The following is a 15,388-nucleotide window of genomic DNA, read 5'->3' on the forward strand; positions in this document are numbered from 1 at the left end:
GATGGGACGCATCATCTGCTGCGGGCTTGGCCCTGGCGATCCGGACCTGATGAGCGTGCGCGCCGACCGCATGGTGCGCGCCGCGAAGCACGTCGCATACTTTCGCAAGAAGGGGCAGCTCGGCCAGGCGCGGCGGATCGTGGACGGCATGCTCGCCGCCGGCGTCAACGAATATCCGATGGAATATCCCGTCACCACGGAGATCGCTTTCGACAGCCCGGACTACACGCGGCTGCTCGCCGATTTCTATGACGCATGGGCCGAGCGCCTGGTGCGGCTCGCGCGCGAGGTCGATGTCGTCGTGCTCTGCGAGGGCGATCCCTATTTCTATGGCTCGTTCATGCATCTGCATGCGCGCCTGCAGGGACGCGTCGAGATCGAGGTGATTGCCGGCATTCCCGGCATGGTCGGCTGCTGGAATGCGGTCGGCCAGCCGATCGCGCTTGCTGACGACGTGACCACCGTGCTGATGGGCACGCTGCCGGAGGCTGAGCTCGCGCAGCGGATGCGCAGCTCCGACGCGCTCGTCGTGATGAAGACCGGCCGCAACCTTCCGAAGATCCGCCGCGCGCTCGCCTCCGCCGGCCGTCTCGACGATGCGTGGCTGGTCGAGCGCGGCACCATGCCGGATCAGCGCGTCGCCCGGCTCGCTGAGATCGGCGAGGCCGATTGTCCGTATTTTGCGATCGTGCTGGTGCATGGGTTGGGGCGGCGCAGGGAGGCGACGCCATGACCGGCACGCTGACCATCGCGGGACTGGGGCCGGGCGACGAGGCGCTGATCACGCCGGAGGTCTCCGCTGCACTCGCAACGGCGACTGACATCGTCGGCTATGCGCCCTATGTGACCCGTGTGCAGCCGCGCGACGGGCTCACGCTGCATCCCTCGGACAACCGCGTGGAATTGCAGCGCGCCGGCGAGGCGCTGCGGCTGGCGGCCGAGGGGCGGCATGTCGTCGTGGTGTCCTCGGGCGATCCCGGGGTGTTTGCGATGGCATCCGCCGTGTTCGAAGCGTTGGAGGACGCGCCGCAATGGCAAGACCTCTCTATTCGGGTTCTGCCCGGCGTGACGGCGATGCTGGCGGCGGCGGCGAGCGCCGGCGCGCCGCTCGGCCATGATTTTTGCGCGATCAACCTTTCCGACAATCTCAAGCCATGGCCGCTGATCGAGAAGCGGCTGCGGCTCGCCGCCGAGGCCGATTTCGCGATCGCGATGTACAATCCGCGCTCGGCCAGCCGGCCGGAAGGGTTCGCGCGGACGCTGGAAATTTTGAAAGAGGCGGGCTGCGGCGAGCGCATCGTGATCTTCGCACGCGCCGTCAGCGCGCCCGAGCAACGGATCGAGACGGTCGAACTGCGCGACGCGCGGCCTGACATGGCCGACATGCGAACGCTCGTGATCGTCTGCAATTCGGCGACGCGGCGGGTCGGCCGCTGGGTTTATGCGCCGAGGCAGGTCCGATGACCGAGCCACTCCATCACCTTGCTCACGCTTTCCACCCGCGGCCTGTCGGGCAGATGCGGCCGCGTGATCATGATGACGGGAAGGCCGAGCGCGCGGGCGGCATCGATCTTGGCGCGCGCGCCGGTTCCGCCGGAGTTGCGGGCGACGATCCACGCGATGCGACGCGCGCGCATCATCTCGAGCTCGCCCTCGAGCGTGAATGGACCGCGCGAGGCAATGACGTTGGCACCGGGCAAAGGCAGCGCTTGCTCGGGCGGGTCGACGAAACGCAGCGTATAGGCATGCTGCGGCCGAACACCGAAGGGCGCGATGTGCTGGCGGCCAATCGCGAGGAATACGCTGGCGCGGCTGTCCGGCAAGGCCGCGACCGCGGCTACGACGTCCGCGACCTCGATCCAGCGATCGCCGGAAATCTTGTCCCAAGGCGCGCGCTCGAGCGCGAGCAATGGCGTTGCGGTTTGCGCGCAGGCGGTGATCGCGTTCCGGCTCATCTCTGCCGCGAAGGGGTGCGTCGCGTCGATCACATGCGTGATGGCTTCACTGCGCAGATAGGCGGCAAGCCCGCTGACGCCGCCGAAGCCGCCGATCCGGGTCGGCAGAGGCTGTTCGGCAGGAGCCGCGGTGCGGCCGCCATAGGAATAGACCGCGTCGATGCCGGCGCGGGCGATCGCATCGGCAAGCAAATTGGCGTCGGCCGTTCCGCCCAGGATCAGGGCGCGCGTCATGGGTAATCCCTGGTTGACCATCATCGGTATCGGCGAAGATGGCCTTGCCGGGCTATCCGATGCAAGCCGAAAGGCGCTTGGTGAGGCGGAGGTGGTTTTCGGTGGCGAGCGGCATCTCGCGCTGGCCGGCATTACCGGGCGAGGCCGTGCCTGGCCGGTGCCGTTCGATGCGGAGATCGTGCTTGAATGCCGCGGTCGTCCGACGGTGGTGCTCGCCTCGGGCGATCCGTTCTGGCACGGCGCCGGCGGAAGTCTCGTCGAAAAGTTGCAGGCGGGCGAGTGGATCGCGTACTCCGCGCCATCGACGTTCTCGCTGGCTGCGGCGCGATTGGGCTGGCGGCTCGAGAATGTCATCTGTCTCGGCCTTCATGCTGCACCGTTCGAGCGGCTGTTACCGCACCTCGTGCGCGATGCACGGATCATCTGCCTGGTTCGCGACGGCAAGGCGGCGTCCGATCTCTCGCGCTGGCTCACTGAGCGTGGCTGGGGGGCGTCAGCGATGTGGACGCTTTCGGCGCTCGGCGGACCGCGTGAATCCATTACGCAGCATCGCGCCGACAATTATGCAGGCGATTCCCACGGCAGCTTGGTCGCGGTGGCGTTGGAGGCGCGGGGAGCGCGGGGGATCGCGCGCAGCACGGGTCTCCCGGACGCGCTCTTCGTGCATGACGGGCAACTGACCAAGCGCCCGGTCCGCGCACTTGCGCTGTCGGCGCTTGCGCCACGGCCCGGCGAGCGGCTGTGGGATGTCGGCTCGGGCTCGGGCTCGATCTCGATCGAATGGGTGCTCTGCGGCGGGACGGCGATCGCGGTCGAGGCACGCGCCGAACGCGCCGCCAATATTCGCAGCAATGCTGCGAGCTTCGGCGTGACGCATCGGATGACCATCATCGAAGGCGAGGCGCCCGGGGCCTTATCGGACCTCGCGGCGCCGGATGCCTTGTTCATCGGTGGCGGCCTCGATGCTGATATGTTCGATGCGATCTGGCCGCGCATCGCGCCGGGAACGCGGCTGGTTGCGCATGCGGTGACGCTCGAAACCGAGGCGCTGCTTTCCGATCTGCACCAGCGCCATGGCGGCGAACTGATGCGCCTCGAGATTGCGCAGGCCGAGCCACTGGGCCGGTATCGCTCCTGGAAGGCCGCGCGGCCGGTCGTGCAATGGAGCGCCATCAGATGAAGGTCGCGGGCTTGGGATTCCGGGGCAAAGCCAGCGTCGCATCCTTGCGCGAAGCACTCGACGCCGCCGGCGGCTCCGAAGGGCTTGCGGCGGTTGCAACGGTGAGTGACAAGGCCGATGCGGTAGCGTTGAAAGTGCTGGCACGGGAATTGGGGTTGCCGATCCGCGGCATCCCCGTCGCGACGTTGGCTGAGATAAAGACCGCGACGCAATCCGAGCTTATCAAGGCCAGGTTCGGAACGGGCTCCGTCGCTGAAGCCGCCGCAGTCGCGGCAGCAGGGCGCGGTGCGCGCCTGATCTCGGTCAGGGCGACGTCGCAGGATCGGATGGCCACCGCGGCGATCGCGGAAGGAGATGGCGAATGACGGTGCATTTCATCGGCGCAGGGCCCGGCGCCGCCGACCTCCTGACCCTGCGCGGCCGCGATCTGATCGCCTCTTGCCCGGTTTGTCTCTATGCGGGGTCGCTGGTGCCGTCAGGCGTTCTGGCGCATTGCCCGAAGGATGCGCGCATCGTCAACACGGCGCCGCTCTCGCTCGACGAGATCATCGCCGAGATCGCCGCGGCGCATGCCGAGGGCAAGGATGTCGCGCGGCTGCATTCGGGCGACCTCTCGATCTGGTCGGCGATGGGCGAACAGCTGCGCCGGTTGCGCGCGTTGAATATTCCGTATTCGGTGACGCCTGGCGTGCCGGCCTTCTCGGCGGCTGCGGCGGCGCTGGAGTCCGAGCTGACGCTGCCCGGCCTTGCGCAATCGGTGGTGCTGACACGCACGCCGGGCAGGGCGAGCGCGATGCCCGATGGCGAGACGCTCGCCGCGTTTGCCGCGACCGGCGCGGTGCTCGCGATCCATCTCTCGATCCATCTGCTCGACAAGGTCATCGCCGAGTTGACGCCGCATTATGGCGTAAACTGTCCGGTCGCGATCGTCTGGCGCGCGAGCTGGCCGGACCAGCGCATCGTGCGCGCCACGCTTGCGACGCTCGATGCCGCCATTGGACCCGAGCTCGAACGCACTGCGCTGATCCTGGTCGGCAAGACGCTCGGCGCCGGTGAATTCGCCGAAAGCCGTCTCTATGCGGCCGACTATGACCGCCGCTACCGGCCGGTGGGGGCGGAGCCGCGCTTTCCGGAACCATCGCCGGGATCATCGCAATGACCGCGGGGCTTGTGATCTCGGCACCAGCATCCGGCGTCGGCAAGACGACGCTGACGCTGGCGCTGGCGCGCGCCTATCGCAACCGCGGGCTGAAGGTGCAATGCCTCAAGAGCGGGCCTGATTACATCGATCCCGCCTTTCATGCGGTCGCAACGGGTCGCGCCTCCGTCAATATCGATAGCTGGGCGATGGCGCGCGAAGCGATCGCACATCTGGCAAGCCGCGGCGCGGATGCGGATCTCGTGCTGGCCGAGGGCTCGATGGGATTGTTCGACGGTGTCGCCGCGCCAGGCGTCTCCGGCACCGGCGCCACCGCCGACATTGCCGAGATGATGGGATGGCCGGTGCTGCTGGTGATCGACCCCTCCGGCCAAGCACAGACGGCGGCGGCGATCGCCGCGGGACTGCGCGATTTCCGCGCCGGCGTGCGGCTGGCAGGCGTTGTTCTCAACCGTGTCGCCAGTGCGCGGCATGAAGCCTTGGTGCGCAGTGCCATGGAAGGCGCGGGCATTCCGGTGCTGGGCGCGCTGCCCCGGCACGCCGAGATCGCACTTCCGAAGCGCCATCTCGGCCTGGTGCAGGCCGAAGAGCAGGCTCAGATCGACGGTCTGATCGACGAAGCCGCACGCTTCGTCGTCGAGCATGTCGATCTGGACGCTGTGATGCGATCGGCGCGGGTCTGGTCGCCGCAATCGGCCGCGCTCAGCTTGGACATCACACCGCCCGGCCAGCGCATTGCACTGGCGCGCGACGCCGCATTCTCCTTCGTTTACCCGCACATGCTGGAAGCCTGGCGCGCCGCCGGCGCTGACATCGTGACGTTCTCGCCCCTCGCCGACGAGGGCCCCGATGCGGACGCCGATGTGTGCTGGCTGCCCGGTGGCTATCCCGAACTGCATGCCGGCCGGCTTGCCGCCAACAGGCGATTCCTCGGAGGGCTGCGTGCCTTTGCCGAGACGAAGCCGGTACATGGCGAGTGCGGGGGCTACATGGTGTTGGGCTCAGCGCTCACCGATGCAGACGGTGTGCGCCATGCGATGGCAGGATTGCTCGGCCTCGAGACGAGCTACGCCAAGCGCCGGATGCATTTGGGCTACCGGCTCGCCGAGCTTGCGGCACCGATGCCCGGACACGGTTTCGGGGCACGGCTGCGCGGTCACGAATTTCACTATTCGACGATCGTCGCGCAGCCGGACACGCCGCTGGCTGTAGTGCGCGATGCGACCGGCGCGATCGTTGCGGAGACCGGATCGCGGCGTGGCAATGCAACGGGTACATTCTTCCATCTGATTGCGGGGGACCGGTGAGCGGAATAGTCTCCTTCGTCTCGGCCGGTCCCGGCGATCCCGAGCTCCTGACCATGAAGGGAGCCGCTCGGCTGCGCGAGGCCGACGTGGTGCTCTATGACGATCTTGCCTCGGGCGCGATCCTCGATCTCGCGCACGCCGGCGCCAACCTTGTCGCGGTCGGCAAGCGCGCTGGCCGGCTGTCGGCCCGACAGCATCATGTCAGCCGGCTGCTGGTCGACTATGCGGCGACCGGCGTGCGGGTGGTGCGGCTGAAATCCGGCGATGCCGGCATTTTCGGACGGCTCGAGGAGGAGATCGAGGCACTGCGCGCGGCCGGCATCGGCTACGAGATCATTCCTGGCGTGACCTCGGCTTCCGTTGCCGCCGCGCAGGCCGGCATTCCGCTGACGCGACGGCTGACGTCGCGCCGGGTCCAGTTCGTGACCGGCGCCGATGTCACCGGCGGGTTGCCCGCGGACCTGAATTGGGCGGCGCTGGCCGATCCGGAAGCGACCACGGTCGTCTATATGGGGCGGCGGACGTTTCCGGCGCTGGCCGCAAGGCTGATCGCGAATGGCCTCGCTCCCGAGACGCCGGCACTGCTGGCGGAGTCCCTCGGCCATGTCGACGAACGGCTTGTCCGCACCACGATTGCGGAGCTGGCCGAACAGCTCACGCATGCCGGCGCTGCGACGGCGGCTGCCATTATTCTGTTCGGTGCGCTGGCGCCGGATCAAAGGTGATGCGGCGATGTTGACGCTTTCCCTGATCGGTATCGGTTGTGGTGATCCCCGGCAGCTCACCCTTGCTGCGATCGCGGCGATCAATGACGCCGATCTGATCCTGATCCCGCGCAAGGGCACCGCGAAGTCGGACCTCGCCGAATTGCGGCGAGCGATTTGCGCGCAAGCGCTGAGCAACGACCGCACGCGCATTGCCGAGTTCGACCTGCCCGTGCGCGACGCCGGTGAGGAGGACTACCGCAAGGGCGTCGACGATTGGCATGATGCGATCGCCGCAATCTGGTCGCAGGAAATCACCCGTCATCTCGGCGGCGAGGGGCGCGTCGCGCTGCTGATCTGGGGCGATCCCTCGCTCTACGACTCCAGCCTGCGGATTGCACAGCGGCTCGACCCGCGGCCGTCGATCGAAATGATCCCGGGCGTCACCTCGATCCAGGCGCTGTGCGCGGCGCATGCGCTGCCGCTCAACGAGATCGGCGAGCCGTTCCTGGTCACGACCGGCCGGCGGCTGCGCGAGGGCGGCTGGCCGTCCGGGGTCGACACCATCGTCGTGATGCTCGACGGCGGTGCGGCATTCCAGACGCTGGATCCTGAGGGCCTGAAAATATGGTGGGGCGCCTATCTCGGCATGCCCGATCAGATCATCATGGCGGGGAATCTTGCGGAGACAGGTCCGCGAATCGTCGCCGCGCGGCAGGAGGCGCGCACGCAGCACGGCTGGATCATGGATTGCTATGTCCTGAAGCGAGCGTGATCGCGGATCGCGTCGGCACGCGATGCGTCGTGACTCTCAGGTCTTCAATCCGCGAATGGAAGGCTGGATGGTGAGGCGATAGGCGACGAGCTTGTCACCGTCGAACTGCTCCAGCGTTGTCTCGCAGACCGGGCAGCGATACTCGCCCTTGCTTGCTGATCCGGATGCCAGCTCAAGGCGCCGGAATCCAGCCCCGCAGCGCGGACACGTGACGTCGTCCTTCTTCATCAATTCACCCCAGAACAACACCGGCGGTCCTTCTTAGCGCAGACCGCGCGGCGGAACTATGTTCGTGTCCGGAGGACGACGGAGCATTCCTGCATGGGAATAAGCGAGGCGTCATCGTCGAGCGGGAAGTGGCGTAGCCGATCGCGCCGAACGGGTGGCTAATTTCAACGCATTCCGCAAATCCGGCAATGGGTTATGAAACGGCCTTAGAGGGTCACAGACGGTCGGACGTGCGCGACAATAATGGCTGCCATGTCGCGGTGTTCGGGCGATGCTGCGTCTGCTCAATCCCTCGGCAGCGGGCGATCGCCGGTGCGCGCGAGGTCACACCGGCGATCAATCGCGATCAGCCGAGATCGTCTATTGGCTAGTCAGGCGAGCCACATCCGGCCCCCGTCGCGTCACGCGACTGCGGGGAAGTCGATGTCGGTGTCGTTGATGCGGTTGAAGACGTTGGTGAAGATGATGGTCGCAAACGCGAGGCTGATCTCGACCAGTTGCGCGTCGCTGTAGCCGGCGGCCTTGATCGCGGCGAAATCCGCGTCGCTGACGGTGCCGCTCGACTGCGCAAGCTTGCGGACGAAACCGATCAGCGTGTCTTGCCTGGCATCGCCGGTCGGCGCTCCATCGCGGATCTGCTTCAATGCGTCGGCGTTCACGCCGGCGAGCCTGCCGAGATGCGAATGCGCGGCGACACAGTAATCGCAGCCACCGGCGGCGCTGATCACGAGCTTGATGATCTCCCGATCGCGCTTCGACAGGCTGCCGCCGGCGAGCACGGCATCGGCGGCCAGGATCGACTTGAGCGCGGCCGGCCCGTGGGCGGCGATTGCCGCATAGGCGTTCGGGACGCTGCCTGCCGCCTTCTTGATCTGGGCGTAGATCTGGCCCGACGGGCCGGTATCGGTTTCGAGATTGGGGACTGAGAGGCGAGACATGGTGCAACTCCGTGTTTGGGGTGGTGAACGAGTACGGACCGACAATAGGATTCGGATTTGAGACATTGAATGTTCATATTGCTCGATTATATGCTCAATCGTCTCATGAACTGCCTTGGGGGGATTGGCCATGGATTGGCTCAGCCGGCTATTCGAGATGATGCCGGTGCGCGGGCGGCTCGATATTCGCTGCAGTTACAGCGTCCCCTGGCGCATCGAGCAGGGCCCGGGCGCGACCAACGAGATCCCCTATCATGCGGTGCTTGCCGGCTCGGCGATCCTGGACGATCCCGCCGGTGGACGGCCGCTGCTGCTGAAGACCGGCGACATTCTTTTGCTGCCGGGCAACCCGCGACACGTGATGCACGACGGCAGTGGGGCGACACCGCTGCCGGCGCGCAACCGGGCGGCGCAGAATTTCACGATCAGCGAAAACCTCGGGTCGGATGACCGGCTTGACCTGTTGTGCGGGCATTTCGCGATCGCACCTCCGCACGACCGCCTGTTGCGCAACTATCTTCCGCCGCGTCTTGTCGTGCATGCCGGCACGCGGACGGCAAAGGGGACGGCTGCGCAGCTCGCCGGACTCGTGTCCCTGATGCGCAGCGAAACGGCCGACGATCAACTCGGCGGCCACGCCATGCTGAACGCGCTGTCCACCGCAATGTTCGCGCTTGTGCTGCGGCTTGCGAGCGAGACCGATGCAACGTCACAGGGGCTGCTCGCTCTGGTCGGCGATCCCCGGCTCGCGTCGGCGGTGGCCGCCATGTTCAACGCGCCCGAGCGTACCTGGTCCCTGCCGGATCTCGCACGTCTCTGCAACATGTCGCGCGCCACGCTGGCGCGGCAGTTCCAGGACAAGCTTGGGCGATCGCCCAGCGACCTGCTCACCGATATCAGGATGACGCTTGCGGCAAACGAGTTGAGGAAATCATCGCTTTCGACCGGTGCCGTTGCGGAGATGGTCGGCTACCAGTCCGAGGCCGCCTTTCAGCGCGCCTTCAAGAGTCATATGGGTGTAACGCCGGCGCAGTGGCGAAAAGCGCAGCCGGAATCGGACTTGTCGCTTGAACCTGCTGCATCCGCTGATCGAAGCGGGAGTTCGCCGACTGCGGATGCGTAGAGTGTCCCTGCGCTGCGCGCAGTTTCCAGCGTGCGAACCGGAGAGTGCGGCGGCTCCGGCGTCAGATCAGGACTTGCGATGCCTGGCGTTGACCGCGATCGCGGCCGCGGCGGTGCGGTTCTCGACGCCTAGCTTGGCATAGATCTGCTCGAGGTGCTTGTCGACGGTGCGCGGGCTGAGGCCCAGGATCTGCGCGATGTCGCGGTTGGTCTTGCCCTTGGAGAGCCAGGACAGCACCTCGCCCTCGCGGGTGGTCAAGCCGAGCTCGCTGGAGAACTCGGCCGGCATGTCGCCGCTGGTGTCCTTGGCGAGCCGCAGCAGGAACTCGTTGGGACCGAGCTTTCCCATGAACTGCAGGCGAAGCTGCTCGTTGCCGGGGAATGACGCCACGGTCGCGGTCTTTTTTCCCGCCACACCCTTCTGGGCCTGTTCAAGCCAATGCGGCATTGGCTCCGGCAGCACGAAATTGTCGGCGGCGTCGGCGAGCGTATCGGACAGCAGCCGCTGTGCCTGCGGCGTCGCCCACAGCAGCGAACCGGCGCTGTTGACCGCGAGCAGGTAGCGGCCGGAAACGTCGAGCGCTGCCCGGGCGCTCTGTGTCATCCGCGCATTGGCGAGATGGACCCGGATCCGCGCCAGCATCTCCTCGACAACGATCGGCTTGGTGACATAGTCGACGCCGCCGGCTTCCAGCCCGCGCACGATGTGCTCGGTTTCGGCAAGCCCGGTCATGAAGATGATCGGCACGCCGTCGAGCCCGGCGTCGCGCTTCAGCCGCCGGCAGGTCTCGAAGCCGTCCATGCCGGGCATCACGGCATCGAGCAGCACGATATCGGGGGTGATCTGGTCGACGATGCGCATCGCCGACGCCCCGTCGAGCGCGACCATCACGGTCATCCCGGCGCCGTCGAGCGCGTCGGTCAGCAGGCGCAACGTCTCGGGAGAGTCGTCGACGACGAGCGCAACGTCGCGCTTTCTTTGTTCAATGGTCATAGCTGTGCAATGTCTTCAACGTCGCCATATATTGATCGAGATCGAACCGGTCGATCAGCGTGCGCATCTGGCCGACGAAATCGGCATGTTCGGGATGTTCGTTGCCGATCTCGTCGAGCTTGAGTTGGATCGCCCTGATATAGCCGAGCTGGCCGAGGCTGATCAGCTCTTCGACATACTTCACCGGCGGGCGCGAACCAGTGTCGGGCTTCCATTGCGGGCTCGGAACCTGCTCGGCCTCATACTGCCACTCGATCTTGAGCAGTTGGCGGATGGTCTCCAGCAGCCGCGGGATGTCGATCGGCTTCATCAGATAGCCGTCGTGGAATGGTTGCGCCAGCGGCGCACCATGGGCCTCCAGCGCACTGGCCGAGATCATCAGGATTCGCGCCTGGTGATGGCCTTCGGAGCGCAAGGTTTCGGCGACGGTCCAGCCGTCCATGCCCGCCATCGAGATATCGAGCAGGAACATGTCGGGCCGGCAATGCTGGGCTAGGGCCAAGCAGCCGGGTCCGTCCGGCGCGCTGAGCAGGATGAAGCCGAGCGGCGCCAGGATCTCGCGGAGGAGGTCGCGGTGGGTCGGGTCGTCGTCGGTGATCAGGATGGTCTTGCGCGGCCCGTGATAGCCGTACACGGGAGCGTCGACCGGCGCATCGCGGCGCGGATTGGTGACCTCGGACAGCAGCAGCTTGACGCGGAACGTGCTGCCGGTGCCGACCGTGCTCAACACCTTGATGTCGCCGCCCATCACGCCCGCGAGCAGGCGGCTGATGGTCAGCCCAAGCCCGGTGCCGGTCTGCGGCTGGGTGACGCCGAGCGCGCCGCGTTCGAAGGGCGCGAAGATCCGTTCGAGATCGTCGGGCTGGATGCCCGGCCCGGTATCGATCACCTCGAACTCGGCGACGGGGCTGCGGTAGTGCACCACGAATTGCACCGCGCCGTGTTGGGTGAACTTGATCGCATTCGACAGCAGGTTGATCAGGATCTGTCGCAGCCGCTTCTCGTCGGCATAGACCACGAGCGGCAGCACAGTCGGCCGCCTGAACACGAAGTCGATGCCCTTGGCGGCGGCTTGCAGGCGGAACATGCCGACCAGCTGCTCGAGGAAATCGTTCAGCCGGACCTCGTCGCGCGACAGATAGAGCCGGCCGGCTTCGATCTTGGAGATATCAAGAATGCCGTCGATCAAGCCCGACAGATGATCGGCGCTGCGGCGGACCACGCGCACTTGCCCGCGTGGCCGCACGTGAAGGCTATCGTCCTGCTCCAGCAGTTGCGCGTAGCCGGAGATCGCGTTGAGCGGCGAGCGAAGCTCGTGGCTGAGGCCGACGACGTAGCGGCTCTTGGCGAGATTGGCCGACTCGGCGACTTCCTTGGCGCGCTGCAGCTCAGCATCGGTGCGTTTGTGGGCATCGATTTCCTGGATCAGCAAGGTGGTCTGCCGGCGTGTCTCTTCTTCCGCGGCGCGCCGGCTCTGTTGCGCCAGCACGAACAGCCAGGCGACGACGCCGATGATCAGGGTCAGCGCAAAGAACACTTTCCACAGTACGTCGGCCAGCAACTCGTTGGCATGCACGGCCGCGGTGGTCTGCAGGTAGATCAGCCCGAGCACCAGCGCCACGAGGCCGGCCGAAACCGCGAACACGCCGAGGTAATGTCCAAGCTGCGAGTTGATCCGGGCGTAGATCGGCTGCGGCATCACCTTGCCCAGCGCTTCCGCGACCTGCGCGCCGATCCGCCCATGCGGCTTGCAGAGGTCGTGGCAGCGCGCGTCGAGCGAGCAGCACAGGGAGCAGATCGGGCCGGCATAGGCAGGGCAGGCGGCCATGTCTTCGGGCTCGAACGCATGCTCGCAGATACAGCACTGGATCGATTCGATGTTCTGCCAGCTCCGCTTCGGCTTGCGCGCAATGTAGTATTTGCCGTCGGTCGCCCATGCAATCAAGGGAGCCGTGATGAAGGCGACGGCGAGCGCCACGAAGGCTGATAGCGCCTTCGCGGTCGGGCCGAACAGGCCGTAGAACGCGCTGATCGAGACCACGGTCGCAATCGTCATCGCGCCGACGCCGACCGGATTGATGTCGCAGAGATGGGCGCGCTTGAACTCGATGTGCTGCGGCCGCAAGCCAAGCGGCTTGTTGATGACGAGATCGGCCACCAGCGCGCCGACCCAGGCGATCGCGACGTTGGAGTAGAGCGCGAGCGTCTGCTCCAGTGCCTTGTAGACGCCGATCTCCATCAATAGCAGCGCAACCACGACATTGAACACCAGCCACACCACGCGGCCGGGATGCGAATGGGTGAGGCGGGAGAAGAAATTCGACCAGGCGATCGAGCCGGCATAGGCGTTGGTGACGTTGATCTTGACCTGCGACAGGATCACGAAGGTGCCGGTCAGCGCCATCGCGAGATCCGGCTGCGACAGCACGTAGCGGAAGGCTTCGAGATACATATTCGCCGGCTCGGCTGCGTGCTCGGCCGAGACGCCGTGGCTGAGCGCGAAGAAGGCCAGGAACGAACCGGCCAGCAGTTTGAGCGCGCCGAGCACGATCCAGCCGGGACCGGCAGAGAGCAGTGCGATCCACCAGGCCTTGCGTGAGGTACGCCGGTCCCGCGGCAGGAAGCGCAGGAAGTCGACCTGCTCGCCGATCTGCGCCACCAGCGCGAACACGACGGAGGCCGCCGTGCCGAACAGCAGCAGGTCGAGATTCCCTGCGGGATCGCCGTGCTCGCCGGCGAACTTGCGCCACTCGGTGAACGAATGCGGGTTAGCCCAGGCGATCGCGGCGAACGGCATGATGTGGAGAATGACCCACAGCGGCTGGGTCCAGAGCTGGAAGCGGCTGATCAGCGTGATGCCGTACACGACGAGCGGAATGATCACGACCGCGCTGATCAAATAGCCGATCGGCCGTGGGATGCCGAAGCACATGTCCAGCGCGCTGGCCAGGATCACCGCCTCGATCGCGAAGAAGATGAAGGTGAAGGAGGCGTAGATCAGCGAGGTGATGGTCGAGCCGATATAGCCGAAGCCGGCGCCGCGGGTCAGCAGGTCGATGTCGATGCCGCTTTTCGCGGCATGGTAGGCGATCGGCAGTCCGCAGAGGAAGATGATGACGCTGACGACCAGGATCGCGGCGGAGGCGTTCATCGCGCCATAGTTCAGCGTGATGGTGCCGCCGATCGCCTCCAGTGCGAGGAAGGAGATCGCGCCGAGGGCCGTGTTGGCCACGCGGGCGGCGGACCAGCGCCGCGCGCTCTTGGCGGTGAAGCGCAGCGCGTAGTCTTCCAGCGTCTGGTTGGCGACCCATTGATTGTACTGGCGCCTGACGCGGTCTATCCGCTGCCGCCCTGCCACTTCGTTTGAACTCCTGGTCCACGATGCTTTGATCGCGGGCAAATCCCGTACCAAAAACCTACGTCGCTATTTTGCGGTGCAGTATACGCGATCTCACGTATCAGTGCGCTGCACAAAAGTGAGCAATCCTCGCCCGATCAATAAGCGTTCTCGAACCAGATGGGGTGCTCATGTCAGACGAAACCAAACCAGGCCTGAAGTCTCCGCTCCGGCGCAAGCTCTTGATGGGAATGGCCGCATTGCCGGCCGTTTCGATGCTGGGCCGTCCCGCTTTTGCCGACGTTCCTGCAACCTCTGCGGTCAACACCACCGGTCTTGCAGTCACCGATAGCGAAGTCACGGTCGGCATCCTGCATTCGGTGACCGGCACCATGGCGATTTCCGAGACCGGATCGGTCGAGGCCGAGAAGCTCGCGATCGAGCAGATCAACGCCGCCGGCGGCGTGCTCGGCCGCAAGATCAAGTTCATCCAGGAAGACGGCGCGAGCGACTGGCCTACCTTCGCGGAAAAGGCCAAGAAGCTCTTGGTCAACGACAAATGCGCGGCCGTGATGGGCTGCTGGACCTCGGCCTCGCGCAAGGCGGTGCTGCCGGTGTTCGAGCAGTACAACGGCATGCTGTACTACCCGACCTTCTATGAAGGTCTCGAGCAGTCCAAGAACGTGATCTACACCGGTCAGGAAGCAACCCAGCAGATCATCGCCGGCCTCGACTGGGTCAACAAGACCAAGGGCGCCAAGAGCTTCTACCTGCTCGGCTCGGATTACATCTGGCCGCGCACCTCGAACAAGATCGCGCGCAAGCACATCGAGAACCATCTGCAGGGTTGCAAGGTGGTCGGCGAGGAATACTTCCCGCTCGGCTCGACCCAGTTCAACTCGGTCATCAACAAGATCAAGCTGACCAAGCCCGACGTGATCTACGCGATCATCGTCGGCGGCTCGAACGTCGCGTTCTACAAGCAGCTCAAGGCGGCCGGCATCGACCTGTCCAAGCAGACACTACTGACGATCTCGGTGACCGAGGACGAGATCGACGGCATCGGCGGCGAGAACATCGCGGGCGCCTATGCCTGCATGAAGTACTTCCAGTCGCTCGACAACCCGAACAACAAGGCCTTCGTACCCGCGTTCAAGAAGATGTGGGGCGAGAAGACCGTGATCGGAGACGTCACCCAGGCTGCCTATCTCGGCCCGTGGCTGTGGAAGTTGACGGTGGAGAAGGCCGGCTCCTTCGACATCGACAAGATCGCGGCGGCTTCCCCCGGCGTCGAGTTCAAGGGCGCGCCGGAAGGCTATGTCCGGATCCACGAGAACCATCACCTCTGGTCGAAGACCCGCGTCGGACGCGCCAAGGCCGATGGCCAGTATGAGCTGATCTACGAGACCGCAGATCTGGTCGAGCCGGATCCGTTCCCGAAGGGCTACCAGTGAG

15 protein-coding genes are annotated in these 15,388 nt (G+C 65.8%); 10 read left to right on the forward strand and 5 right to left on the reverse strand.

Annotated features, from left to right (window positions below):
- Nucleotide 1: 1 nt before the first annotated feature.
- On the forward strand, nt 2-733 hold the full coding sequence (locus H8A95_RS14990; RefSeq protein WP_229183833.1) for a precorrin-2 C(20)-methyltransferase: 732 nt from the start codon (nt 2-4) through the stop codon (nt 731-733).
- A complete protein-coding gene (gene cobJ, locus H8A95_RS14995) occupies nt 730-1,464 on the forward strand; it encodes a precorrin-3B C(17)-methyltransferase (protein ID WP_229183834.1) in 735 nt (244 codons plus the stop codon). The genes H8A95_RS14990 and cobJ overlap by 4 nt, the downstream gene beginning before the upstream one ends.
- Here the strand turns inward: cobJ and H8A95_RS15000 are convergent.
- The gene (locus tag H8A95_RS15000) at nt 1,440-2,189 is read right to left on the reverse strand and encodes a cobalt-precorrin-6A reductase (protein WP_229183835.1); all 750 of its coding nucleotides are present in this window, start codon (nt 2,187-2,189) and stop codon (nt 1,440-1,442) included. The two genes, cobJ and H8A95_RS15000, sit on opposite strands and share 25 nt — an antisense overlap.
- On the opposite strand from H8A95_RS15000, the gene cbiE reads away from it, so the two are divergent.
- Genes cbiE through cobF form a run of 6 tightly spaced genes read left to right on the forward strand, consistent with a single transcriptional unit; the run spans nt 2,188 to nt 7,314 of the window.
- Entirely contained in the window at nt 2,188-3,369 is a 1,182-nt protein-coding gene (gene cbiE, locus H8A95_RS15005; RefSeq protein ID WP_229183836.1) for a precorrin-6y C5,15-methyltransferase (decarboxylating) subunit CbiE, read from the forward strand. The genes H8A95_RS15000 and cbiE overlap by 2 nt on opposite strands.
- On the forward strand, nt 3,366-3,734 hold the full coding sequence (locus H8A95_RS15010; protein WP_229183837.1) for a cobalamin biosynthesis protein: 369 nt from the start codon (nt 3,366-3,368) through the stop codon (nt 3,732-3,734). Before cbiE ends, H8A95_RS15010 begins: the two co-directional genes overlap by 4 nt.
- Entirely contained in the window at nt 3,731-4,528 is a 798-nt protein-coding gene (gene cobM, locus H8A95_RS15015; protein ID WP_229183838.1) for a precorrin-4 C(11)-methyltransferase, read from the forward strand. The genes H8A95_RS15010 and cobM overlap by 4 nt, the downstream gene beginning before the upstream one ends.
- Entirely contained in the window at nt 4,525-5,835 is a 1,311-nt protein-coding gene (locus H8A95_RS15020) for a cobyrinic acid a,c-diamide synthase CobB (RefSeq protein WP_229183839.1), read from the forward strand. The genes cobM and H8A95_RS15020 overlap by 4 nt, the downstream gene beginning before the upstream one ends.
- The gene (gene cobA / locus H8A95_RS15025) at nt 5,832-6,560 is read left to right on the forward strand and encodes a uroporphyrinogen-III C-methyltransferase (protein ID WP_229183840.1); all 729 of its coding nucleotides are present in this window, start codon (nt 5,832-5,834) and stop codon (nt 6,558-6,560) included. Before H8A95_RS15020 ends, cobA begins: the two co-directional genes overlap by 4 nt.
- A gap of 7 nt (nt 6,561-6,567) precedes the next feature.
- Complete coding sequence (cobF, locus tag H8A95_RS15030; RefSeq protein ID WP_229183841.1) at nt 6,568-7,314, forward strand: precorrin-6A synthase (deacetylating); 747 nt, start codon at nt 6,568-6,570, stop codon at nt 7,312-7,314.
- Nucleotides 7,315-7,350: 36 nt separating this feature from the next.
- On the opposite strand, the gene H8A95_RS15035 is transcribed toward cobF, so the two are convergent.
- On the reverse strand, nt 7,351-7,542 hold the full coding sequence (locus tag H8A95_RS15035; protein WP_050421878.1) for a hypothetical protein: 192 nt from the start codon (nt 7,540-7,542) through the stop codon (nt 7,351-7,353).
- A gap of 401 nt (nt 7,543-7,943) precedes the next feature.
- Nucleotides 7,944-8,480, reverse strand: a complete 537-nt coding sequence (locus tag H8A95_RS15040; protein WP_229183842.1) for a carboxymuconolactone decarboxylase family protein — start codon at nt 8,478-8,480, stop codon at nt 7,944-7,946.
- 130 nt (nt 8,481-8,610) lie between these two features.
- Here H8A95_RS15040 and H8A95_RS15045 point away from each other — a divergent pair, with 130 nt between their 5' ends.
- The gene (locus H8A95_RS15045; protein ID WP_229183843.1) at nt 8,611-9,603 is read left to right on the forward strand and encodes an AraC family transcriptional regulator; all 993 of its coding nucleotides are present in this window, start codon (nt 8,611-8,613) and stop codon (nt 9,601-9,603) included.
- Between the two features lie 66 nt (nt 9,604-9,669).
- Here H8A95_RS15045 and H8A95_RS15050 read toward each other — a convergent pair whose 3' ends face one another.
- A complete protein-coding gene (locus tag H8A95_RS15050; RefSeq protein ID WP_229183844.1) occupies nt 9,670-10,596 on the reverse strand; it encodes a response regulator transcription factor in 927 nt (308 codons plus the stop codon).
- Nucleotides 10,586-13,954 carry a hybrid sensor histidine kinase/response regulator gene (locus H8A95_RS15055; protein ID WP_229183845.1) on the reverse strand — a complete coding sequence of 1,123 codons (3,369 nt, stop codon included), beginning with the start codon at nt 13,952-13,954 and terminating at the stop codon, nt 10,586-10,588. Before H8A95_RS15055 ends, H8A95_RS15050 begins: the two co-directional genes overlap by 11 nt.
- Before the next feature lie 170 nt (nt 13,955-14,124).
- Here H8A95_RS15055 and urtA point away from each other — a divergent pair, with 170 nt between their 5' ends.
- A complete protein-coding gene (urtA, locus tag H8A95_RS15060; protein WP_050400067.1) occupies nt 14,125-15,387 on the forward strand; it encodes an urea ABC transporter substrate-binding protein in 1,263 nt (420 codons plus the stop codon).
- Nucleotide 15,388: the final 1 nt, after the last annotated feature.

This window comes from Bradyrhizobium oropedii (assembly GCF_020889685.1).
In the GTDB taxonomy this organism is placed as follows: domain Bacteria; phylum Pseudomonadota; class Alphaproteobacteria; order Rhizobiales; family Xanthobacteraceae; genus Bradyrhizobium; species Bradyrhizobium oropedii.